Origin of the sequence: Lentzea sp. NPDC005914 (genome assembly GCF_040629405.1) — a bacterium.
Classification (GTDB): Bacteria; Actinomycetota; Actinomycetes; order Mycobacteriales; family Pseudonocardiaceae; genus Lentzea.
Genome location: NZ_JBEXVQ010000022.1, coordinates 64,619 through 87,182, shown reverse-complemented (window position 1 = coordinate 87,182; position 22,564 = coordinate 64,619). Strand labels below are relative to the sequence as shown.

The window sequence follows — 22,564 nt, the reverse complement described above, 5'->3', positions numbered from 1 at the left end:
AGGTCGAATATTCGCCACCGGGCGTAGTTGACGCAACCGCTGAGGATCAAGCCTTTTGGCTCTGACGAGTGACTTTGTCACTCCTTAGCGTGAATCTCCATGAAGCGTGTTCGTGTTGTAGTGGCGTTAGCAGGGGCCCTGACCCTGACGCCAATCCCTGCCACAGCGGCGACACCGGCGTTTTCCCTGTCCGGCGGCGTGTCCGCGCCGATCCACTCGATGGCCGACGCGGTCCGAGAGACCGTCTACGTCGACACCGGCCTCGACGTGGACGGCGACGGCACTCCCGACCGGGTGACCGCGGACATCATCAGACCCTCCACGACCGGGCGCGTGCCCGTGATCATGGAGGCCAGCCCGTACTACCAGAGCACGGGTCGCGGGAACGAGGGCGAGGTCAAGACCTACGACACCGCCGGCGTGCCGGTGAAGTTCCCGCTCTTCTACGACAACTACTTCGTGCCGCGCGGCTATGCCGTCGTGCTGGTCGACTTCCTCGGCACGAACCGGTCCCGCGGCTGCGTCGACGTCGGCGGCCAGTCGGAGATCGCGTCCGGCACCGCCGTGATCGACTGGCTCAACGGCCGTCGCACCGGCTACTCGACCCAGACCGGCACGACGACGAAGACCGCTTCCTGGTCGACCGGCGCCGTCGGCATGATCGGCAAGTCGTGGGACGGCTCGATCGCGAACGGTGTGGCGTCGACCGGGATCGACGGGCTGAAGACCATCGTACCGATCGCGGGCATCAGCTCCTGGTACGACTGGTTCCGCTCGGACGGCGTCGCGTATCCCGGCTACAGCTCGCCGACCGGGCTGGGCTCGCAGTTCGAGAACTCCAACGCGCGCTCACGGTGTGGTGCCGTGCGCACGCAGATGACGAACGGTTCTCCGTCCAACGGCGACTACACGGCGATGTGGCAGGCACGTGACTTCGTGCGCAACGCCTCACGCGTGAAGGCGTCGATCTTCGCCATCCACGGGCAGAACGACCTCAACGTCAAGACGCTGCAGTACGGCCAGTTCTGGGACGCGGTGCCCGCATCGGTGCCGAAGAAGCTCTGGTTCTCGCAGACCGCGCACGTCGATCCGTTCGACTTCCGGCGCGCTGAGTGGGTCTCGACGTTGCACCGGTGGTTCGACCGCTGGCTGCTGAACGTGCCGAACGGCATCGAGAACGAGCCTCAGGTGTCCGCAGAGCGCGCGCCGGACCAGTGGGAGGACGACCAGGCGTGGCCACCCGCCGGAACCGTCAGCACCGTTCTGCGCCCCTCTTCTTCGGGGCTCGGCACGGCGGCCGGCACCGGTACGGCCGCGTTCACCGACAACGGCAGCGCCACACCTTCCAGTTGGCTCTCCGGCTCGAACACCGGCCGGGTGGTCTACTCGACGGCGGCGTTGGCGTCGGACCTGCGCGTAGCAGGCACGTCGTCGATCACGGTGGGTGTGTCGTCGTCGACGCCGACCGCGCACCTGACGGCGTACCTCATCGACTACGGCCCGGCTCGGGTGCGGACCGGTGAAGGCATCCGGACGCTGACCACGGAGTCGTGCTGGGGCGAGAGCCGCACGGGCGATGACGCCTGTTACAAGAACACGGAAGCGACGGCGGGCAACGTCGACGCGCAGATCATCGCGCGCGGGTGGGCAGACCTCGCGAACTACGCGTCGCTCTCCACTCCGCGCACGATCACGCCGGGAACCAAGTACCGCATGACGTTCCGACTGTCCACAACGGACCACGTCATCCCCGCGGGACACCGGCTGGGCCTGCTGATCGGCGGAACCGACTCGAGCGCGATCGTGCGCCCGAGCCAGCTGCCCCGCTTGACCGTCGACCTGGCGGACACCTCGGTGCGCGTCCCGTTGCGCGGCTCGCTGCCGTCGGCGTCCGCTGATCCGATGATCGCCACCAGTGTTTCCGCAGGTGTGAAGGGCGTGCTGGGCTAGCGGCCAGGACTGTCGGTGCGGCTCGCTAGCATCGGCGGCATGGGTTCAACCGACGGTGTCGTTACCGAAGACGCGCTGCAAGTCCTGCAGCGCGTCTTCGGGTACCCCGAGTTCCGCGGCGACCAGGCCGACATCGTCGAGCACGTCATCGCGGGCGGCGACGCGCTCGTGCTGATGCCGACCGGTGGCGGCAAGTCGTTGTGCTACCAGGTCCCGGCCCTGGTCCGTCCGGGCACCGGCGTGGTGATCTCGCCGCTCATCGCCCTGATGCAGGACCAGGTCGACGCCCTGCGCGCCCTCGGCGTGCGCGCGGGCTTCCTGAACTCCTCCCTGTCCTGGGACGAGCGCCGCATGGTCGAGGCCGAGTTCGTGAACGGCGAGCTCGACCTGCTCTACCTGGCCCCGGAACGCCTGACGTCCGAGGCCACCCTCCGTCTGCTCGACCAGGGCGACATCGCCCTGTTCGCGATCGACGAGGCGCACTGCGTCTCCCAGTGGGGCCACGACTTCCGCCCGGACTACCTGTCCCTGGCCCACCTGCACGAGCGCTGGCCCAAGGTCCCGCGCATCGCCCTCACGGCCACCGCGACCGACGCCACGCGCCAGGAAATCCTCACGCGCCTCGAGCTGACCGAGGGCCGCCAGTTCGTCTCGAGCTTCGACCGCCCGAACATCCAGTACCGCATCGTTCCGAAGAAAGAACCCCGCAAACAGCTCCTCGACCTGCTCCGCGCCGAGCACAACGGCGACGCCGGCATCGTCTACTGCCTCTCCCGCGCCTCCGTCGAGAAGACCGCCGAGTTCCTGGTGGCCAACGGCATCAACGCGCTGCCGTACCACGCGGGCCTCGACGCCCAGACCCGTCAGCGCAACCAGGCCCGCTTCCTGCGCGAGGACGGCCTGATCATGGTCGCCACCATCGCCTTCGGCATGGGCATCGACAAACCGGACGTCCGCTTCGTGGCGCACCTGGACCTCCCGAAGTCGGTCGAGGGCTACTACCAGGAAACGGGCCGAGCGGGCCGCGACGGCCTCCCGTCCACCGCCTGGCTCGCCTACGGCCTCAGCGACGTCGTCCAACAGCGCAAGATGATCGAGTCGTCCGAAGGCGACCTGGCCTTCCGCCGCCGCTCACAAACCCACCTCGACGCGATGCTCGCCCTCTGCGAAACCATCACGTGCCGCCGCACCAGGCTCCTCGACTACTTCGGCCAGTCCGGCGTCCCCTGCAACAACTGCGACACCTGCCTGACCCCACCGGAGTCCTGGGACGGCACGGTCGCGGCCCAGAAAGTCCTGTCGACCGTCTGGCGCCTGCGCAACGAACGAGGCCAGAAGTTCGGCGCGGGCCAGACCATCGACATCCTCCTGGGCCGCAAGACCGCCAAGGTGATCCAGTTCGACCACGACCAGCTCAGCACCTTCGGCAAGGGCGAAGACCTCAACGAGAGCGAGTGGCGAGGCGTAGTCCGCCAACTCCTGGCCCAAGGCCTCCTGGCCGTGGAAGGCGAGTACTCCACCCTCGTCCTGACTCCGTCGAGCTCCGAAGTCCTGAGCCGCAAACGCGAGGTCCACCTCCGCAAGGACCCGACCCCAACCCGCTCCACAACCCGAACGGCCACCTCGTCGGGCACCCCGAAGCCAAAGGTGGACCTCCCAGCAGAGGCTGCCCCACTCTTCGAAACCCTGCGCGAATGGCGAGCCCACCAGGCCCGCGAACAGTCCGTCCCGGCCTACGTGATCTTCCACGACGCCACCCTCAAAGCCATCGCGGCCTCCCGCCCCACCTCCCTGTCCGCCCTGGGCGCGGTAAGCGGCGTAGGCCAAGCAAAGCTGACCAAATACGGCGACCAAATCCTGGAAGTCGTCTCCGGCGCCGCCCCCGCCGCACCCACATCCGCACCCGCCGAAGAAGCCCCCAAACCCAAGCCCAGGCCCAAATCCACCCCTCAAGGCGGCGCAGCCTGGGGCTCCAGCACCACAGACGAAGGCGAGTGGCCAACCCCGGAAGAACCAGACGAGCCAATGGACTGGTAACCCCACAGCCCACCCGCCACCAAACCGCCCGCGAAGCCGGTGGCGAGCCCGCAGCGTGGCGATGCGAAGCGAGCAGTCCGAACCGCGCGCGCCGGGTAGCGGTGATGACTGACGCGTTCGGTGCCAGCGCGCCCACGCACGCAGGCGATTGGGGCTTGACTTTGGGTGCGAGGTGCTAGCGTCGAGGATCGGCCGGGCGCTTCTATGCCCGGCTTTTCAAGGCCGATGAGCGCCTCGCAAGGGCCCCGAAGTCAAGCCCCAATCGCAATCGTCGCGAAGCGGCGATGACGCAACCAACGCTCGTCACTGCCCGCGCACCCACGCTGGAAGGCGACCACCCCGCATCGGCGACCCCTCCGCTGGAACGCGACCAGCGCACCCAAGCCGACCCGCCCACCCCAAATGGCCCGCCGACGCAAGCCGACCCGCCCGCCCCAGGAACGCGCCCCACCCTGACAAGCCGACCCGCCCCACCCACCAAGCCCTCAGATCACCTTCTCAATCTGAGCCCTCTTGATCAGGTTCTTCCCCGACTCCCCAACCACCTCAAAAGCCGCACTGTTCAACACCACACAAGCCGACCCCACCCCGACAATCCGAAACGTGGCCTGCTTCCCGTTGTCCAAATTGGTGACCCGAACCGAAGTCCCCACAGGCAACGACGACGAAAACGCTCCAGGCGCCCCACCCACGGCGGACAACCCGACAGTCGCCCCGTCACAAACCACCGGCCCCACCACCCCGGAAGCCCGAACCCGAGGCGTGGAAGGCCGAGTAGAAGACTGACTGGAAAGCTGACTGGAAGTAGACCGCAGCGGCGCAGGAGCATTCCCCACGATCTCCACCCGAACCCGCCGGAGAACGCTTTCCGCCCCACCCCGCCCGGCATCCGGCGACTGCAGCAAATCGAACGCGGCGGTGTTCAGCTGAGCGCACCCAGGTGAAACCCCGGCCACCACAACAGTAGCGGCCCGTCCATTGGCGAGGTTCGTGACCCGCAAAGAAGTCCCGACCGGTAACTGATCCGACAACACCCCGGCCGGACCGGCATCCTCGACCAGACGCAGAGGCTGCCCCGAGCACACCTCCTTGCCCGCCACCCCCGACTGCGACTCAGGAGCTCCAGATCCGGCAAGGGCGAGGGCCGCACCCCCGACGGCCGCGACGACCGAGAACACCCCGGCGCCCGCGATCCAGCCCTTCGACCAGCGCATGTTCAACACCCGACCTTTCTGTCAGGCCTACGGCCCGCAGATCGGGAAGGTTCAACGGCGCGTGGCTCGAACCAGCGCGGTTGGATCACAGGACGCCAGATGGTCCCGCAGCGCGACGTGGGCGAAGCGGTACTCGCCGTCGACGCGGGTGAGCAGCAGCCGGTCCTGGGCGAGATGCAGCAAAGCCTTGCGCCGGAACGACAACTCGCCCAGCGACAGCGGACGCGTGAGCCCCTCGGCGGCTACCTCGCCCAGCGCGTCGAACGGCCAGACGTAGTCGCGCGCGGCGGTGGGGGTCACCAACAACCCCAATGCCACACCCAGTGCGGTGCCCCAAGATCCAAAGTTGCCGAGGCTGCCCAGCGCACCGACCAATCCGAGTACCGGAACGGCCGGCTGCACCCACCACGGACGTCCCAGCCGCATGCGGTCCTGTTGTCCCGGGCGCACCGTGCGCCACACGCGTCCCACCGCAGCAGCGAACACGCCGCCCGCCACGCCTGCCGAGAACCCGACTCCCATGCCGGCCAGCACGAGATACGGACCGGTCCAGATCATCGACACGCCTGGCGCGGCCGCGATCAGCACGGCCCACGGTATGGGCGCGTCACCCGGCACGAATCCCAGCGCCAGGAAAAAGGCCGCCACGACAACGAAGACATACGTCACGGCGTACGGCCACGGCGTACCAATGCCGCCGAGCCACAATCCGACTAGGCCGACGAGCAAACCGGCGAACGCACCGGCCAGGAATCCCAGCGCCGCGGTGATGATGCCGTGCGCGCGTCCGGGTGGGTGGAAGACGCGCGGCAGTTTGTTCACCAGTACGAGCAACAATGAAGCCGCGCCCACGAACACCAATGCGGACCACAATCCGAGCTGCAGCCCCGTCAGAAACGCCACAGCGCACACACCACCGGCATATGCGGCCGGTACCGCGCGCACGAACAACAACCACAACGGGCGCGTCGGCAGCAGTGGGATCCACGCACGACGGTGAGGCATGTGCACGGGCGCACCGAGGTCCGGCCGCCCCAGTCGTGCGAGGAACTTCAACGCGCGGATGGTCGGGCCCGCGGCGCGTTGGGCGGACAGTCGTTCCACCACGAACGAGCCGACGAAGTCCGTGCCGATCGCGTCGACCGGACGATCAAGGTGCGTCAGTGCCACCAGGTTCAGCGCGAGCGGCGAGTCCAGCCGCTCCCAGATCTCCGGCGTCAGTGCTGATTCCAGGCTGTCGAGACGAGGGCTGACCGAAGCGATGTACTCGAGCACCTGCCCGCGCGACAACGGTTCGACGTACACGGACGGCAGGTTCTCGATCGGCTTGGTCGAGCACACGACGGACGCGAACGGCGCGAGCTCGGACTCGCAGTGCGCCCGGTCGATGTGCGGCACCTCGTCGAGACCGTCGATGAGCACGGCCACCCGCTCGCGGCGCAGCCAGATCGTGCCCGCCGAGCGGCTGATGCCGTAGCGGCGGTTCATCTCGCGCAGCAGCCACGCGGTGAACTCGGTCGGCTTGCGCGTGCCGTACGCGCGCCACGTCGCCAAGTCCACGACAACGGGAATCGGTGCTTCCGGGTCGTTGCGCGCACGCTCGACCAGCACCAGGCACAGCTCGCGCAACAACGTCGAGCGCCCGCTGCCGACCGGTCCCACGAGGACCATGGTGTGGCCGAGGCGGTCGTAGACGGCTTCCAGGTCCGAAGACGAGACTTCCTCGCCCTCGACGCGCACCGAGAGCTGCGGCTGGCGCAGCACGCCGAGCTTGATCTGGGTCTGCGCGGCCAGCGACGAAGCGAGCAACGCCTTCACCCGCGACTCGACGCGGCTCAGGGTCGCGGTGCGGTTGCTGGTCTCGTGACCGCGCACACGTTCCCAGACCGCAAGACCGATCGCGACCAGCACCATCACGCCCACGGCCGGCCACAGCCACCGCCCGAAGTCGCCGAGGAACGCCGGCACGGCCCCACCGGTGCTCACACTGATGGCCGCCGGAAGCAGCAAAACAACGGTGACCAGGCACAACGCGGCTAAAGCGGTCAGCCGTGCAGCTCTCGTCACCCCGCTCGGATCCACTGTCACCTCCGCGATCCCGGCGAACGACGGTAACCGGGTCGCCGGGATCGCGGAAGTGACTCAGAGGCGTTGCCAGAGGGATGCCGCGTTCGGCGGTTCCCAGGACGTGATCGACGTGTGCGCCTGCAGGCACTGATAGTCCAATTCGGCGTAACTCACACGCGAACCAACCGCATAAGCAGTCCCAGGCGCCCACGCTGGGTATGTCCCGCCACCCGGAGGTTGCGTCGTTGTGGTGGTCGTCGAGGCACCGGTGGAGGTCGTGGTGCTGCCGCATGCGCCGAACACCTCGAACTCCCAGAACGAGAATCCGTAGGGCGTCGCCCGGCTCGTTCCGTTGAACCTCACATACCGTGCGCTGCCGGAGATGCCGATGTCCTCGACGCCACCCGCGCCGGAGAACGTGGAGTAGGCCTCACGCCACGTACTGCCGTTGTCGGACAGCTGGATCGAGTACGCCCGGCCGTACGCGGCCTCCCAGTTGATCCGCACACGCGACAGGGCGCGCGACGACCCGAGATCGACCTGCCACCAGTTGGGCTCGTTGTGGGCGGACGACCAGCGCGTCGATGGATTCCCGTCGACCGCGAATGCCGCCGCCTGGTTCCCGCTCTCCACACTGGACGCGGAGGTGGGCCTGCCCTGCGAGACGAGCGGGCCGCACGTCGGCGGAGGCGTGGTGGTGGTCGTGGGCCCGCCGCCGGTTCCCCGCGTCCACACACCCACGTAGTCGATGACCATCGGAACACCCGGCACGATCCCCGGACCCGGTGTGCGGGTGCCGGAGTAGTTGTCGGGGAACTCGCCGCCGATCGCGACGTTCAGGATGATGAAGTACCCCGCGTGCCCGGTCATCTGGTTCCAGGTGTCCGCGGGCAGCTGGTTCTGGTTGACCTGGTGGAACAGCTGGTTGTCCACGTACCACCGGAACTGCTGCGGCGAGACCGACGCGTCCCACTCGAAGCGGTACGTGTGGAACCCGCTCTGGCACGATCCGTTCGGGCAGGGGCGGCTGTTCGCGATGCCGTCCTTCTCGTTGCACGGCCCGCGGGGTGCGACTCCGCAGTGCAGCACCCCCCACACGCGGTCGACGCCGTTGACGTTCTCCATGATGTCGAACTCGCCCACTCCGGGCCAGTTCCACCAGTTCCCGCGGTACGGCGAGCCCAGCGCCCAGAACGCCGGCCAGTACCCGAGAGCGCCCGCGCCGGTGACGTTCGGCATCTGGATCCGCGCTTCCATCCGCATGATCCCGCCGGCCGGTGCCTTGAAGTTCTGCGCGTTGGTCTCGATGCGGGCCGACGTCCAGTTGCCCGCGCCGTCACGTCGCGGCGTGATGCGCAGATTTCCACCGCCGTCGAGCGAGACGTTGGCGGGGTTGTTCGTGTGCGCCGCGATCTCGCCGGTGCCCCAGTTCCCCGGTCCGCCCGGATAGCCGTGACCGAGGGAGAAACGCCAGTTTCCCGTGTTGGGCAGGGAGTTCTGCGGTCCGGTGAAGTCGTCGCCGAACACCTGCGTCCACCCGGCAGGGGGTGGTGGAAGCGCGGCGTTGGTCTGCTGGGCGACAGCGACCAGCGCACTCGCGGTGAGCACGCCGGCCGCTGCCAGAGCGATGGATGTCCGTTGTCGAGTGAGCCTCATTGCCAACCCTCCGAACGAGCGCGTGAGAGCGCTCCCACGGATGATGGTGGCAGGCTTGTCAACGGTGAGCGGGCATCACTTTTCGCGGTACCGGTTCCGTGCGATCACTGTTGCTGGCCGCCGAAATTCCGGAGCCCTTCCTTGAGCTTGTCCTCGCCCTTGTCGATGTGCTCGCTGTGCTTTCCGCCGGTCTTCTCGTCGGCGAACTGGCCCGCGCGCTCGACACCTTCGTCCACCTTGTCGCCGTGCTGGCCGATCAGGTCCTTGGCCTTGTCCTTCAGTTCGTCCAAGCCCATGACTGCATCACCTCCCGATGTAGTTCGGGTACCCGGTCTGGCCCGCGGCACACGTCACTGGATGGAGTGAAGTGCCGCGACCGGGCTCACCCGCGCCGCGCGACGGGCAGGCAGCAGCCCCGCACCTGCTGTGAGTGCGGCCAGAGCCAGCACGACAAGACCGACCGCCACGACCGGAACCTGCAGGGGCCAGTCCACGCCGAGGGAGACGATCGCGAGCCATGCGTAGGGAATGCCGACAGCGAGGCCGATCAACGCGCCGATCACCCCGTACAACCCGGCCTCGGCCGTGACCATGCGGCCCAGTTCCTTGCGGGTCAAGCCGATCGCGCGCAACAACCCGGACTCGCGGGTTCGTTCGACCACCGACAACGCCGTGGTCGAGCCTACACCCACGACGGCGATCAGAATCGTGAGGAACAGCAGGCCGAGCGCAACGGCAACCAATGTGGTGAACCAGTTCTCCTTGGCAGCGCGAAGGTCCGCCAGTGACTCGAACTCCACACCGGCAGGCACGCGCGCCTTGTCACCGTTTGCCAGTACACCCGCAACGGGTCCCTCTACATCGGACCTGTGCACCAGTGCGCTCCCAAGTGGAACCCCTCCGAACACAACGGCCGCAACGGTCGTCGGCTTGCCGTTGACGAGAACCCGCGCACCTGCTGACAGTTCGAGCGAGTGCGCGGTGTAGGTGGAGAGGATGATCTTTCCTGGACCCATGTCCTCGATCGACCCGCTCTCGAACTGGAAGTCCGCGAGGTTCCTCAGCCTGCTCAGGTCGAGGTCGGTCGCCTCCATGGTCAACCGGCCGACCTGGACCTCGGCGCGACGGTAGGGGAGCACGCCGGTGAGCCCGGCGTTCTCCAGCTGCTTCACGTCGACCGGCCCGGTGATCTCCAGATCGGCCGGGTACGCCCCCGCCATCTCGGCCTTTCCGAGCCCCTGCAACGTGTTCGCGCCGGTGATGGTCGCGATGATCAGGCTCACGCCGAGCGCGACGATCGCGGTGACCGAGGCCGCCCGGCGAGGTGCGCCACCGACCCCGCTGACGGCGAGCGAGCCGATGGTGCTGCGCCGCAACGGAATCCCGGCGAGCCGAAGCACCGGCGAGATCAACGCGGGCCCCAGGGTGATCAGCGCGAGGAACGCGAGCGTTCCGCTGATGGTCGTCTTGAACAGCAGGTCCTCGGTCATCCCGGCAGGCCGCCTGTCGGTAGCGAGTCCTTCGACGGCGACGTCGACCAGCAGCAGCACCGCGCCGATGGCCATCGTGACGCCGAGCAACCAGCGCGGCAGGCCGATCCGGCTCCTGGTGTCCTGCGTGGCGGAGGTGCGCAGGGCTTCCAGCGGTGACACCTTGGCCGCGGACCACGCGGGCGCCAGCACGGCCAGTGTCGTCAGCACGAACGACCCCGCGACCACGACCAGCGCGGGCGTCAGCGGAAATCCGGGCGCCGGCAGACCGGCCAGCGGCGCGAGCTGCCCGGCCCCGGCCGCCAGCGCCACGCCGGCCACCGAGGCGAGCAGACCTGTCGTGGCGCCCTCGACGACCAGACCCCGCGCCAGACGGCCCCGGGAAGCCCCCACAGCCCGCAACAACGCCAGCTCACGCATCCGTTGCGCGAACGCGATCCGGAACGTCGACGTGGACACCAGCGCGGCCACGATCATCGCGACCGTGACGAACGCACCGAGCAACGCGAACACCTCGACCAGTTTGGCGGCCTTCACGGCGAGCGAGCGTTCGGTGATGTCCTTGGCGAGCACGGTCGAGTAGGCGAAGAACGCCGCGATCGTGATCGACAGGACGGGCAGGAACCTCCTCATGCCGCCACCGCCTGCACGCCTCGGCCGTCCGCCATCCGCACGACGTGGTCGGCGTACGAGGCAGCCCTGTCGTCGTGCGTGACCATCACGATCGTCTGCCCGAACTCCCGCACGGACTGACGCAGCATGTTCAGCACGTCTGCGGACGTCCGCGAGTCCAGGTTGCCGGTGGGTTCATCGGCGAAGATCACATCTGGTCGCGTGACGAGCGCACGTGCCAATGCCACGCGCTGCTGCTGCCCGCCGGACATCTCCGACGGGCGGTGCGACAGCCGTGACGACAGCCCCAGCCGTTCGACGAGCTGAGCGAACCAGGCGCGATCCACCCGCCGCCCGGCCAGGTTCAGCGGCAGCAGGACGTTCTGCTCGGCGGTCAGCGTCGGCAGCAGGTTGAAGGCCTGGAATACGAACCCGATCCGGTCCCGCCGCACCTTCGTCAGCGCGTTGTCCGAGAGCCGGGTCAGGTCCTTGCCGCCCAGCAGTGCGGCGCCGGACGTGGCCGTGTCGAGCCCGGCCAGGCAGTGCATCAGGGTCGACTTGCCGGAACCGGACGGCCCCATGATCGCGCTGAAGGCCGCGGGCCGGAACCCGACCGTCACCCCGTCGAGTGCTCGAACCGCGGTGTCGCCGGAGCCGTACACCTTCACGAGGTCGACCGCGGCGGAAGCGTAGTTGTTCACGAGAACCAGAAAACGGCAGATGACGAGTACAAACCTCCCTCTCCGGCACGGCCGGGGTCTGTCTTTCGGCCGATCTGCGAGGCCCGCGGGACTGCCTAGGGTCATGGCCATGCTCTGGAGGTACGGCGCGGTCGCTGCACTGATCGCCGCCGCGTTCGTGGACTGGTACTACGGTCTGTTCCGCTCGCCCGGCCTCTACCCGTGGACCGGGTGGGCCGCGTTGGCGTGCGTTCTTCTGCCCGCGCTCGCCTGGCTGCGTCCCCACCGGGCGGTGGCCGCGGTGGCCGCCACCGCGTGCTTGACCTTCACCCTGGTCAACCCGCTGGAGAAGGAGTTCGGGCTGGCCGAGGGCCTGGCGCTCACCGGCGTGCTGGCCGTCACCGCCCATCGCGCGCGGTCGTGGTGGAACGCACCGCTGATCGGCTGGATCGTGGTCGCGCTGATCACCCAGCCCCTGAGATACCCGCTCGGTCCCACCGAGCTGACCCTGATGATGGGTCTGCTGGTGGTCGCCACCAGCGTGCTCGCTCTCGTCGGCTATCTCCGCCTGCTGGGCAACGCTCGCGAGAAGCAGGTCGCGGCCGTTCAGGCCGAGCAGCGGGCCGAGTTCGCCAGAGACCTGCACGACTTCGTGGGCCACCACATCACCGGCATGGTCGTGCTGGCCCAAGGCGCGAGCCGGATCGTCGAACGCAACCCGGAGCAGGCCAGACAGGCCCTCGAACGCATCGAGGAGGCCGGTGGCCAGGCCATGACGGCGATGCGCCGCATGGTCGGCATGCTCCGCGACGACGCCCCCGTGGCACCGGTCGCGGGCATCGTCGACATCGAGCCCCTCGTCGAGGCCGAACCACGAGCAACCCTCGAAATCCACGGCGACACCGGCGAACTGCCGCTGGAGATAGCCAGCTCCGTGCACCGCGTGGTCATGGAGTCGTTGACCAACATCCGCAAACACGCCCACGAAGCGACCAAAGTGGACGTCCAGATCCAGACTTCACCCGACTGGGTCACCGTCCGGATCGCCAACGACGGCAAGCCCGCGAGGCAGGGCAACGGTTTCGGCCTCATCGGACTCACCGAACGCGTCCAGTCGCTCGGTGGCAGGATCAAGGCGGGTCCCGGCATCGACGGCGGCTGGGTCGTCGACGCCGCACTCCCGACAGGAAAGGCGACTGCGTGATCAGGGTTCTCGTCGCGGACGACCAGGCGATGGTGCGCACGGGCTTCGGCATGATTCTGGGAGCCGAGCCGGACATCGAAGTGGTGGCGGAGGCTCAGGACGGCGTGGAAGCCGTGGCGGAGGCACGCCGCACCAAGCCGGACGTCGCGTTGATGGACATCCGCATGCCCCGCATGGACGGACTCGAAGCGCTCAAACAGATCTCGAACGACGTGCACGTGGTTGTGTGCACGACGTTCGACCACGACGAGTACGTGCACACAGCGCTCAAGAACGGCGCGTGCGGGTTCCTGCTGAAGGACGCGGGCCCCAACCTGCTCATCGAAGCGGTTCGTGCGGCAGTAACGGGAGACGCGCTCATTAGCCCGTCGATCACCGTCAGGTTGTTGCAGCACATGAACGCGCCGGAGCAGCAACAGCCGCACAACCTCTCCGCGCGCGAGCTCGACGTCGTGAAGCTCGCCGCCATCGGCAGGACGAATGCGGAGATCGCGCAGGAACTGTTCATCTCAATAGGCACGGTGAAGACGCACCTGGCGAGCGTTCAGGCCAAATTGGACGCGCGCAACCGGGTCGAGATCGCCGCCTGGGCGTGGGAGTCCCGGCTGGTCGGCCAAAAGTAGGACCCACAACCCATCCGCAGACAGAAGTGCCGGCGCGAGCCGATCACCAGAATTCGAGCCATGAAGAAACTCCTCCTGCTGATTCCCGTGCTGGCGCTCGCTGCCTGTGGCCAGAAGAGCTACACCTACGAGGCGTTCTACGACATCGAAGGCACCGGCAAGGCCGAGATGACGCTCGTCGTTCCCGGCGGCGCGTCGCAGTCCGAAACCGTTGACCTGCCGGTGAAGAACCGCGCGATGCTCGCCAACGCGCTCGGCAAGGTCACCCTGAAGGTCAAGTCGGACAACCAGGTCATCTGCAAGCTCCGCGTCGAGAAGGAGAAGGAGGTCTCGAACTCGGGCAAGGAAGCGGCCTGTGAGTACGAGATCACCGAAGCCACCGACAACTGAGTGATTGGTTAAACCTTGCCGGGTCACCGTCGGCTCCACTAGGAATCGCGCATGAGGCGAATCGCAGCTGGCCTGGCCGTGGCGGCACTGGCCGCCGGACTCATCACGACTGGAACCGCTTCGGCCCAGGTCGAGGCCCAGGACGCGCAGGCCAGGATCGACTGCGGCATCACGAAGACGCCGGACGAACCTCCCGCCCGTCCGGTGCCCGTGCCCAAGGACCCCAGGCGCACCAAGGGAAAGGTGTTCGTCCAGATCCGGACGAACCAGGGGAACATCCCCATGGTCCTGGACCGCTCCCAGGCGCCGTGCACGGTGCACAGCTTCGTTCACCTGGCGGAGCACCGGTTCTACGACAAGACCGACTGCCACCGCCTCACCGCGTACCCGACGCTGAAGGTGCTGCAGTGCGGCGACCCGTCCAGCACCGGCGAGGGCGGCCCCGGCTACAAGTACAAGGACGAGCTGCCGACCGACCTGAAGCCCGCGCCGAACGACCCGACCGGACTGCGCCGCATCTACCCGCGCGGCACGCTCGCGATGGCCAACGCCGGACCGGACACGAACGGCAGCCAGTTCTTCCTCGTGCAGTCCGACTCGATCCTGCGCCCGAACTACACGGTGTTCGGCGAGATCCTGCCGGAAGGCCTGAAGACCCTCGACAAGATCGCCGCCGGTGGCATCGCCGGGGAGAACCCGCTGGACGGTCGCCCCAACATCAAGTCGGAGCTCAGGCGCGTCACCGTGTGCTGACCCACCCCCGCAACGCTCCGTAGAAGGCATCCGAGAGCCGCCGGACCACCTGCTCGTCAGGGAGTCCGGCGGTTTTCGTCAGGTCGATGATCTCTCTCGGGTCGAACAACGCGTGGTGCAGGAACTGCGCCACCGACAGCAGCGCGTCCGGCAGCGCCAGTTCGGTCAGCACCCCGAGCAACGCCCGGTTCCACGCCTGCGACGACAACGTTGTCATCGCCTCGGCCGACTGCATGCGCTCCAGGAACCCGCGCCGGGACCAGAACCGCACGATCACCGGACCGTGCACGTTCTGCATCTTCACCCAGCGCGCGACCTGGTGTTCGAACAGCTCCTTGCCGTCCTTGCGCGACCGTTCGCCGTGCTCGGCCAACGACGCCATGACGTCCTCGTGGTAGGCCTTGACGAGCGCTTCCACGGACGGGAAGTGGCGATACGCCGTCGCCTGCGAGAGCGCGGCCTTGCGTGCGATCGACTGCATCGTCGCCGTTGCTGGTTCAGCCCGCAGGACGTGCGTGGCCGCGTCCAGCAACCGTTTGCGGTTGCGGCGCGCGTCACTGCGGCTGCTTGTCTCTTCCGGCAGGGCATCCTCCAACCCGCGTACGGCGGCGAGTGCAGGATAGGGCGAGAGATCAGCGGAAAGAGGCGATTCCGGTCAACGCGTGGCCGATGGATAGCAGATGGATGTCGGAAGTGCCCTCGTAGGTGAGGACGGACTCCAGATTGTTGGCGTGCCGCAAAGGTGAGTACTCCAGCGAGATGCCATTCGCGCCGAGGATCGTCCGGCTTTCCCGTGCGATCGCGATGGCCGACTCCACGTTGTTGTATTTGCCCATGCTGATCTGCTCGGGCTTCAACGTGCCGGCCTCCTTGAGCTTCGCGAGGTGCAACGCGAGCAGCATCGCGTTGTTGACCTGCACGGACATGCTCGCGAGCTTCCGTTGCGTCAGCTGGAACGCGGCGATCGGCTTGTCGAACTGGATGCGCGTGCCGGAGTAGTCCAGCGCCGCCTGCAACGAATCCCGCGCGGCACCCACAGCGCCGAACACGATCCCGAAGCGGGCCTCGTTCAGGCACGAAAGGGGAGCGCGAAGGGAGGTCGCGAGAGGCAGTCGCGCGCTTTCCGGGAGCCGCACGTCCTTCAAAATGAGCTCGGAAGTGACGGACGCTCGCATCGACAACTTGTGCTTGATGTCCTGCGTCTCGAATCCGGGTGTGCCGCGGGGAACGAGGAATCCCCGAATTCCCTCCTCGGTCTGCGCCCACACGGTCGCGACATCGGCCAGGCCGCCATTGGTGATCCACATCTTGGTGCCGTTCAGCACCCAGTCCGCCCCGTCCCGGACGGCCCGCGTGCGCATCCCCGACGGGTTCGAGCCGAAGTCCGGTTCGGTCAGCCCGAAGCAGCCGATCGCCTCACCGGCGGCCAGCCGCGGGAGCCACTCCTGCTTCTGCTCCTCCGACCCGTACTTCCAGATCGAGTACATCGACAGCGAGCCCTGCACGGACACGAAGCTGCGGATCCCGCTGTCCACGGCCTCCAGCTCCAGGCACGCGAGCCCGTACGCCAGCGCCGACGTGCCCGCGCACCCGTACCCATCGAGGTGCATGCCCAGCACCCCGAGCTTGCCGAGTTCCCGCGCCAGCTCGCGCGGCAGGATGCCTTCCTCGAACCAGGTAGCGACGTGCGGCCGCACGTGGTCGGTCAGGTACGCCGCGACGGTGGCCTGGATGTCGCGCTCCTCGTCGCTCAGCAACGACGGGATGTCCAGCAACTGCAACGGGTCCTGCACTTCACTGCTCCAGCTTCGGCGGGCGCAGCCGGTAGGTGACCGGCGTGCGCGACAGGCGGATGGGGTTCGCGACGAGCGTCATGTCGTCGATCGTCGCGGTGGGGCCGAGGTCCAGCGACTCGGCGAGCGCGAACGCGTGCGCGATGTCGTTCACCGGACCGCACGGGACACCGAGCGGTGTCAGGGTCTCGAACCAGTGCTGCGCCGGACGCGTCCGCAGCCGCGCCTGGAGGATCTCGAAGAGCTCGTCGACGTGCTCGACCCGGTCCGCGTTCGTCACGAACCGCTCGTCGGTGGCCAGCTCGGGCACGTCCAGCACCGAGCACAGCCGGCGGAACTGCCTGTCGTTGCCCACCGCTAGCACGATCGGCTGGTCGGCCGTCGGGAACACCTCGTACGGCGCGATCGAGGGATGCCGGTTGCCCATGGGCTTCGGCACCGAGCCCGCGAGCGTGAAGCCCGCGCTCTGGTTGACCATGCTGGACAACAACACAGACAGCAGGTCCAGCTCGACCAGTTGCCCCTGCCCGGTCGCCTCCCGGTGCCGCAACGCCGCCAGGATGCCGACGCACGCGTGCAACCCGGTCAGCACGTCGACCAGCGCCACCCCGGTCTTCACCGGCTCGTACGGACCGGGCCCGGTCACGCTCATCAACCCGCCCACGGCCTGCACGAGCAGGTCGTAGCCGGGCAGGTCCGCGCCCTTGCCCGAACCGAACCCCGAGATCGAGCAGTAGACGAGGTCGTCACGCCCCAACGACTCGTAGTCCAGCCCGAACTTCTTCATGGTGCCCGGCTTGAAGTTCTCGACCACCACGTCCGCCCGCGCGATGAGCTCGCGCGCCTGCTCCCGGCCCGCCTCGGTGGACAGGTCGATCTGCACGGACCTCTTGTTCCTGTTGACCGACAGGAAGTACGTCGCCTCGTCCTCGAAGTGCGGCGGACCCCACGTGCGGGTCTCGTCGCCACGGCCCGGCTGCTCGACCTTGACGACCTCGGCGCCGAGGTCGCCCAGCATCATCGTCGCGTACGGAGCGGCCAGCACACGGCTGAAGTCCGCGATCACGACACCGTCGAGCGAACTCGCGCGACCCGCAGCCGGTTCAGCACCTGCTGGGTCCGCGTTGTGTGCCGCGGCGTCCGTGGCGTCGTCGAGCGGGTTCGTGCGACCGGCAGTCATCTCGGCAACTGCAGGTTCCGTGTCGCGCGAAACCTCGCTCAGGGCACTGTCGGACGAGCTTGCGCGACCCGCCGTCGGTTCGGCAACGGCCGGGACGGCGTCGTGTGCCGTCGCGTCCGCGGCATCGTTGGGCGCGCTCGCGGCACCCTCGGGCGTGCTCATGCGACCCGCCCCCGCAGCTTCATCGCTGCCAGCACGCGTTCCTGCGCCAGTTCGCGCGCGGCCACATGCGTTGTGGTACCCCGATCCCGTGCCTCCGCGATGATCTGGACCGCGTTCGCCCGCAGCTTGACCGACACCGCGTCCAGCACCGTCGCGGGATTCACCGGGAACGGCGAGTACCGCGCGTCCATCCCGAACGCCGCCGCGACCACGCCGCCGGCGTTCGCGATGAAGTCCGGCACGACCGTGATGCCACGAGCGGCCAGGACCTCCTGCGCCGCAACGGAAGTCGGCAGGTTCGCGCCCTCGACCACCAGGGTGGTGTCGAGCTCGCCCGCCAGATCCGCGTCGATCACGTCCTGCATCGCGGCCGGCACCAGCACGTCGCACGACGCCCGGAGTTCGGCACCCAGCGCCTGCACCGGGCCGTACTCCTTGATCGCGAGATCACCGGACGACGCCCGCAAGTCCAGCAGCCGTGCCACATCCAGGCCGTTGGGATCCACCAACGCGCCGTGCACCGACGACACCGCAACGACGACAGCACCCAGCTCGGCGAACCGCCGAGCTGCGGCAGCGCCGACCGCGCCGAAGCCCTGGATCGCGACACGCTTGCCGCGCAACGCGACCAGTTCGTCCGCCACCTCGGCCACGCCGAACCCGGTGACGCCCAGCTCGTCGTACGGAAGACCGCCGAGTTGAGCCGGTGCGCCCATCATAGCGCCGCGGTCCGACAGTTCATCTTGGACGATCGCGGCGTCCCGTTCGGTCAGGCCCATGTCGAGGCCGAGCACGTACTCGCGCGGCACCTCGTTGGAGAGCTTGCGCGCGAACGCCCGCAGCGCCGCTTCCTTGCCGGGAGAGGAAGGATCGAACACGATCCCCGCCTTCGCCCCGCCGAAGAACAGGTCGACCCCCGCCCACTTCCACGTCATCACGCGCGCGAGCCGGGCGATCTCCGCGACGGTCACGCCGGGGCTCATCCGCGTGCCGCCCTTGCCCATGCCGCGCGCGGTGTTGTCGATGACGAGCACACCCTTCATGCCGGTGCGCCGGTCGGACACGCAGACGACCTTCTCAGGCCCCCACTCGTCCATGAGCTGGAGAACGTCCATCAGCATTCCCTCACACGCAGTTGAGTTCGGGCCGCGCCTGGTCGGCGGCGAACCGGGAGGCGTCCAAACTGGACACGTCGACGAAAGGCTCGCGGTCCAGCACGAGGTCGCGCACGACCTCCCCGACCGCCGGGCCCTGCAGGAACCCGTGCCCGGAGAACCCCGTGGCGTAGAAGAACCGGCCCACCGAGCCGATCAACGCGTTGTGGTCGGGCGTCACCTCGTACAGTCCTGCCCATCCGTTGCGCACACCCACGTCCAACAACCGTGGCGCCCGCTGCGAGATGGCGGACGTCAGGCGCGGCAGCCACGCGTCGGACATGTCGAGCTTGAACCCCGGTGTCTCGTCGGGGTCGGACATGCCGAACAGCAGCCCGCGGCCCTCGCGGTGGAAGTAGAAGGTGCTGCCGAAGTCGATGGTGAAGGGCGTAACCCGATCGTGTAGCTCGGGCATGGGTTCGGTGAACATGACCTGTCGCCGCAGGGGAGAAACCGGCAGGTCAACGCCCACCATCTCGCCGATCGAGCGCGACCAGGCACCCGCCGCGCAGACCAGATTCCCCGTCGAGATCTCGCCGCGGTCCGTCTGCACGCGAAAAGTGTCAGACCCCGTCCCTACGATGGAATTCACGGTGGTTCTGGTGTGGAAACGGACACCGAACCGGCGGGCCGCGGTGGCATAGCCGAGGACCACGGACTCCGGTGTGCAGTGTCCGTCGTCCGGCGAGAAGGTCGCCGCGAGCAGGCCGTCCGTTTCGATCAACGGCGACATCCGTTGTGCTTCCTCGACAGTCAGCATGCGACTGCGTACGCCGAGGGAGTTCTGGAGGTCGACGTTGCGCTCGAACGCCGTGACGTGTTCCCGAGAGGAAAGGAGGAACAGGTAGCCGACCTGGTGGAGATCGATCTCCTGCCCGGGTCGCTGCGGAAAGCGCTGGAACGCTTCGAGTGATCGGGCTCCGAGCCTGATGTTCAGCTCGTCGGAGAACTGGGCGCGCACTCCACCCGCCGCTTTGCAGGTGGAGCCGGAACCCAGCTCGTCCTTCTCGACGACCACGACATCCCGGACTCCTGCCTCGGCGAGGTGAAAGGCGATGGACGTCCCCATCACCCCGCCGCCGATGACGACCACCTCAGCCTGAGCGGGCAGCTCAGGCGAGGCGGAAGTCAAGGTTCGCCTCGATCTCGAGCGTGTCCATCTGCGCCTTCTGCAGCTTCCCCGAGTAGTCCCAGTTCATGGACTGCCAGCGGGTGAACTGATCGAGCACCCACACGCCCGACTGCCGGGAGCCGTTGCCGCTCTTGCCGTTGCCGCCGAACGGCAAGTGCGCTTCGGCCCCGGACGTCGAGTTGTTGACGCTCACCATGCCGGCGGAGATGCCGGCGCGGAACCGGAACGCCTTGTTCGGGTCCGTGGTGTAGATCGAGCACGACAGGCCGTAGCCCGGCTTGTTGCCCAGCTCGATCGCCTCGTCCAGGTCCGAGTACTTCATGACGCCGACGATCGGGCCGAACGTCTCCTGCAGGAACAGCTCGTCGTCGGCACGCACACCGGAAACGATTGCGGGGTGGTAGAAGAAGCCGTTCTCACCAGTGAAGCCGTTGCGCGGGCGGGAAGCCGTGATGCGGCCGGTCGGGCCGTGCACCGTGTGGTGCTCGCCGACCCAGCCGAGGTACTTCTCGTACGCCAGCGCGAACTTCTCGTCCAGCAACGGTCCGTAGAGGACATCGCCGGTCGGGTCGCCCACGGTGGCGGCGGCGACGGCGTCGACGAACCGGGACAGGAACTCGTCGTACACCGACTCGTGCACGATCGCCGTGCCGAGCGAGGTGCACCGCTGGCCGGCGGAACCGAAACCGGCGAACAACGCGCCCTGCACGGCCAGGTCGAGGTCCGCGTCCTCGGTGACGACCATCGGGTTCTTGCCGCCCAGCTCCAGGCACGGCGTCTGGAGGTGGCGTCCGCACAGTTCGCCGATCCGCACGCCGACCTCGCTGGACCCGGTGAAGCCGACCTTGTCGACCAAGCCCTCCTGCAACGCCTGCTCCAGGCCGTTGAACGTCTCCGACCCCTCGGCGAAGACGATCTCGAACACGCCCTCCGGGATGCCGGCGGCCTGGAACACTTCGTAGAAGGCCTGGGCGGACGCGGCGGAGTACTCGGCGGGCTTCCACACGACGGAGTTGCCGCACAGCAGCGCCGGGATGATGTACCAGGACGGCACGGCGACCGGGAAGTTGCCGGCGGTGATGATCGCCGCGACGCCGACCGGGTTGCGGAAGGTGAACAGCTGCTTGTCCGCCATCTCGGACGGGACGGTCTGCCCGTAGAGGCGCCTGCCCTCGCCGACGAAGAAGTTGGCGGTGTCCACGATCTCCTGCACCTCGCCGCGTGCCTCCGCGATCGGCTTGCCGATCTCGCGGGTCACCAGCTGGGCGAGCGGCTCGAAGTTGGCCTCGACGAGCCTGCCGATGTTCCCGATGACCTGTCCGCGGACGGGCGCGGGCACGCGGGCCCACGCGCGCTGGGCCGCCTTCGCCCGCCGTGCGGCGTCGACGAAGGTGCGGCTGGTCCCGAGCTCGATCTCGGTGACCACGTCGGAGGTGTTCGACGGGTTCGTGGAGACATAGGCCATGGATCCACCCTGGTAGTTGTCCGGTGGTTCCGCCAGGGGTTGCAGAATGAAACCTCGCGACGTCGAGCATAAGCTGTCCTGATGCTCAACCCGGTGCATCTCCGCACGCTCGTCGAGGTCGTGAAGACGGGCTCCTTCGCCGAGGCGGCCCGCCGTCTCGGCTACACGTCGTCGGCGGTCTCGCAGCAGATCTCGGCGTTCGAACGGGCTGTCGGCGTGACGCTGTTCGAACGTGAGGCGCACTCGATCAGGCCGGCCAGTGCCGCCCTGCTCATCGCCGACCGCGGTGGCGAGCTGCTCGCCGCGTTCGACGGGTTCGAGCACGAGGTGAAGGCGATGGTGCAGGGCCTGCGCGGCCGTCTGCGCATCGGCACGTTTCCCACGGCGAGCTCCCGGATCATGCCCAAGGCGCTGGCGAAGCTGTCGGCGGACCTTCCGGACGCCGAGATCCGTCTGGACGAGGCCGAGCCGGAGGACGTGCTGCCGCTCGTGCTGACCGGCCAGCTCGACCTGGCGCTGGTCTACGCCTACGACCTGGTGCCGCAAACCTGGCCGGAAGAACTGACGGTGGTGCCGTTGCTGGACGAGTCGCTCCTGGTCATGGTGCCGGCCGAGCATCCGGCCGCGAAGAACAACGTCAAACTCGAAGATCTCAAAGACGAACGCTGGATCGCTTCACGTGATGGCACGTCCGGCGCGACATGCCTCACGCGTCTGTGCGCGGCGTCCGGTTTCGCTCCGAGAATTGCTTTCCGCAGCAACGACTACGAGGTCGTGCAGTCGCTCGTCGCGGCCGGCGTCGGCGTCGCACTGGTGCCGGCGCTCGGTTACAAGGCGCTGGCCGGCACGCACGCGATGCCGTTGCGGCACAAGCCTTTGCGCAGGCACGTGCATGTTGTCCACCGCACCGCGAATACCAACCCGCTGCTGCGTGACGCGGTGAACGCTCTCCGCGAAGTTTGCCAAAACGCCGTGGGCGGCTTCGTAAATCCGCCATGATGG

18 protein-coding genes are annotated in these 22,564 nt (G+C 67.9%); 7 read left to right on the top strand and 11 right to left on the bottom strand.

The features are described from left to right. Positions 1-99: 99 nt before the first annotated feature. Complete coding sequence (locus tag ABZ345_RS28600; RefSeq protein ID WP_359855123.1) at positions 100-1,950, top strand: Xaa-Pro dipeptidyl-peptidase; 1,851 nt, start codon at positions 100-102, stop codon at positions 1,948-1,950. 39 nt (positions 1,951-1,989) lie between these two features. Continuing rightward, positions 1,990-3,987, top strand: a complete 1,998-nt coding sequence (gene recQ / locus ABZ345_RS28595) for a DNA helicase RecQ (RefSeq protein ID WP_359855120.1) — start codon at positions 1,990-1,992, stop codon at positions 3,985-3,987. A 1,265-nt stretch (positions 3,988-5,252) separates the two neighbouring features. Here recQ and ABZ345_RS28590 read toward each other — a convergent pair. The 5 genes from ABZ345_RS28590 to ABZ345_RS28570 all read right to left on the bottom strand — a co-directional run bounded on the left by ABZ345_RS28590 (position 5,253) and on the right by ABZ345_RS28570 (position 11,727). Next, positions 5,253-7,268, bottom strand: coding sequence for an NACHT domain-containing protein (locus tag ABZ345_RS28590; protein ID WP_359855118.1), 2,016 nt, complete (start codon positions 7,266-7,268; stop codon positions 5,253-5,255). Positions 7,269-7,343: 75 nt separating this feature from the next. After that, entirely contained in the window at positions 7,344-8,924 is a 1,581-nt protein-coding gene (locus tag ABZ345_RS28585) for a discoidin domain-containing protein (protein ID WP_359855115.1), read from the bottom strand. Between the two features lie 104 nt (positions 8,925-9,028). Continuing rightward, positions 9,029-9,220, bottom strand: coding sequence for an antitoxin (locus tag ABZ345_RS28580; RefSeq protein WP_359855112.1), 192 nt, complete (start codon positions 9,218-9,220; stop codon positions 9,029-9,031). 54 nt (positions 9,221-9,274) lie between these two features. Beyond that, positions 9,275-11,047, bottom strand: a complete 1,773-nt coding sequence (locus ABZ345_RS28575; protein ID WP_359855109.1) for an FtsX-like permease family protein — start codon at positions 11,045-11,047, stop codon at positions 9,275-9,277. Next, positions 11,044-11,727 (bottom strand): ABC transporter ATP-binding protein, encoded by a 684-nt coding sequence (locus ABZ345_RS28570; protein WP_359855106.1) that lies wholly within the window; start codon positions 11,725-11,727, stop codon positions 11,044-11,046. The genes ABZ345_RS28575 and ABZ345_RS28570 overlap by 4 nt, the downstream gene beginning before the upstream one ends. Positions 11,728-11,836: 109 nt before the next feature. On the opposite strand from ABZ345_RS28570, the gene ABZ345_RS28565 reads away from it, so the two are divergent. Genes ABZ345_RS28565 through ABZ345_RS28550 form a run of 4 tightly spaced genes read left to right on the top strand, consistent with a single transcriptional unit; the run spans position 11,837 to position 14,676 of the window. After that, positions 11,837-12,910 (top strand): histidine kinase, encoded by a 1,074-nt coding sequence (locus ABZ345_RS28565; protein ID WP_359855103.1) that lies wholly within the window; start codon positions 11,837-11,839, stop codon positions 12,908-12,910. Continuing rightward, positions 12,907-13,533, top strand: a complete 627-nt coding sequence (locus tag ABZ345_RS28560; RefSeq protein WP_359855102.1) for a response regulator transcription factor — start codon at positions 12,907-12,909, stop codon at positions 13,531-13,533. Before ABZ345_RS28565 ends, ABZ345_RS28560 begins: the two co-directional genes overlap by 4 nt. A gap of 60 nt (positions 13,534-13,593) precedes the next feature. Then, positions 13,594-13,923, top strand: coding sequence for a lipoprotein (locus ABZ345_RS28555; protein ID WP_359855099.1), 330 nt, complete (start codon positions 13,594-13,596; stop codon positions 13,921-13,923). Between the two features lie 51 nt (positions 13,924-13,974). Next, positions 13,975-14,676 carry a peptidylprolyl isomerase gene (locus tag ABZ345_RS28550; protein ID WP_359855096.1) on the top strand — a complete coding sequence of 234 codons (702 nt, stop codon included), beginning with the start codon at positions 13,975-13,977 and terminating at the stop codon, positions 14,674-14,676. Here ABZ345_RS28550 and ABZ345_RS28545 read toward each other — a convergent pair. The 6 genes from ABZ345_RS28545 to ABZ345_RS28520 form a co-directional block, all read right to left on the bottom strand. Beyond that, the gene (locus tag ABZ345_RS28545) at positions 14,663-15,271 is read right to left on the bottom strand and encodes a TetR/AcrR family transcriptional regulator (protein WP_359855094.1); all 609 of its coding nucleotides are present in this window, start codon (positions 15,269-15,271) and stop codon (positions 14,663-14,665) included. The two genes, ABZ345_RS28550 and ABZ345_RS28545, sit on opposite strands and share 14 nt — an antisense overlap. Before the next feature lie 37 nt (positions 15,272-15,308). Further along, positions 15,309-16,469, bottom strand: coding sequence for an acyl-CoA dehydrogenase family protein (locus ABZ345_RS28540; protein WP_359855091.1), 1,161 nt, complete (start codon positions 16,467-16,469; stop codon positions 15,309-15,311). Between the two features lies 1 nt (position 16,470). Next, a complete protein-coding gene (locus ABZ345_RS28535) occupies positions 16,471-17,649 on the bottom strand; it encodes a CoA transferase (protein WP_359855088.1) in 1,179 nt (392 codons plus the stop codon). Between the two features lie 158 nt (positions 17,650-17,807). Continuing rightward, complete coding sequence (locus ABZ345_RS28530; protein ID WP_359855085.1) at positions 17,808-18,926, bottom strand: Glu/Leu/Phe/Val dehydrogenase dimerization domain-containing protein; 1,119 nt, start codon at positions 18,924-18,926, stop codon at positions 17,808-17,810. Positions 18,927-18,936: 10 nt separating this feature from the next. After that, a complete protein-coding gene (locus tag ABZ345_RS28525) occupies positions 18,937-20,097 on the bottom strand; it encodes an FAD-binding oxidoreductase (protein WP_359855083.1) in 1,161 nt (386 codons plus the stop codon). Further along, a complete protein-coding gene (locus ABZ345_RS28520) occupies positions 20,078-21,562 on the bottom strand; it encodes an aldehyde dehydrogenase family protein (RefSeq protein ID WP_359855080.1) in 1,485 nt (494 codons plus the stop codon). Before ABZ345_RS28520 ends, ABZ345_RS28525 begins: the two co-directional genes overlap by 20 nt. An 81-nt stretch (positions 21,563-21,643) precedes the next feature. Here ABZ345_RS28520 and ABZ345_RS28515 point away from each other — a divergent pair, with 81 nt between their 5' ends. Further along, positions 21,644-22,561: a LysR family transcriptional regulator gene (locus tag ABZ345_RS28515; protein WP_359855077.1), complete on the top strand. Its 918-nt coding sequence runs from the start codon at positions 21,644-21,646 to the stop codon at positions 22,559-22,561. Positions 22,562-22,564 lie beyond the last annotated feature (3 nt).

Coding starts and splice junctions, on each gene's coding strand:
- ABZ345_RS28600 (WP_359855123.1), top strand. CDS start 100: ATGAAGCGTGTTCGTGTTGTAGTGGCGTTAGCAGGGGCCCTGACCCTG.
- recQ (WP_359855120.1), top strand. CDS start 1,990: ATGGGTTCAACCGACGGTGTCGTTACCGAAGACGCGCTGCAAGTCCTG.
- ABZ345_RS28585 (WP_359855115.1), bottom strand. CDS start 8,924: ATGAGGCTCACTCGACAACGGACATCCATCGCTCTGGCAGCGGCCGGC.
- ABZ345_RS28580 (WP_359855112.1), bottom strand. CDS start 9,220: ATGGGCTTGGACGAACTGAAGGACAAGGCCAAGGACCTGATCGGCCAG.
- ABZ345_RS28575 (WP_359855109.1), bottom strand. CDS start 11,047: ATGAGGAGGTTCCTGCCCGTCCTGTCGATCACGATCGCGGCGTTCTTC.
- ABZ345_RS28565 (WP_359855103.1), top strand. CDS start 11,837: ATGCTCTGGAGGTACGGCGCGGTCGCTGCACTGATCGCCGCCGCGTTC.
- ABZ345_RS28555 (WP_359855099.1), top strand. CDS start 13,594: ATGAAGAAACTCCTCCTGCTGATTCCCGTGCTGGCGCTCGCTGCCTGT.
- ABZ345_RS28550 (WP_359855096.1), top strand. CDS start 13,975: ATGAGGCGAATCGCAGCTGGCCTGGCCGTGGCGGCACTGGCCGCCGGA.
- ABZ345_RS28535 (WP_359855088.1), bottom strand. CDS start 17,649: ATGACTGCCGGTCGCACGAACCCGCTCGACGACGCCACGGACGCCGCG.
- ABZ345_RS28530 (WP_359855085.1), bottom strand. CDS start 18,926: ATGGACGTTCTCCAGCTCATGGACGAGTGGGGGCCTGAGAAGGTCGTC.
- ABZ345_RS28520 (WP_359855080.1), bottom strand. CDS start 21,562: ATGGCCTATGTCTCCACGAACCCGTCGAACACCTCCGACGTGGTCACC.
- ABZ345_RS28515 (WP_359855077.1), top strand. CDS start 21,644: ATGCTCAACCCGGTGCATCTCCGCACGCTCGTCGAGGTCGTGAAGACG.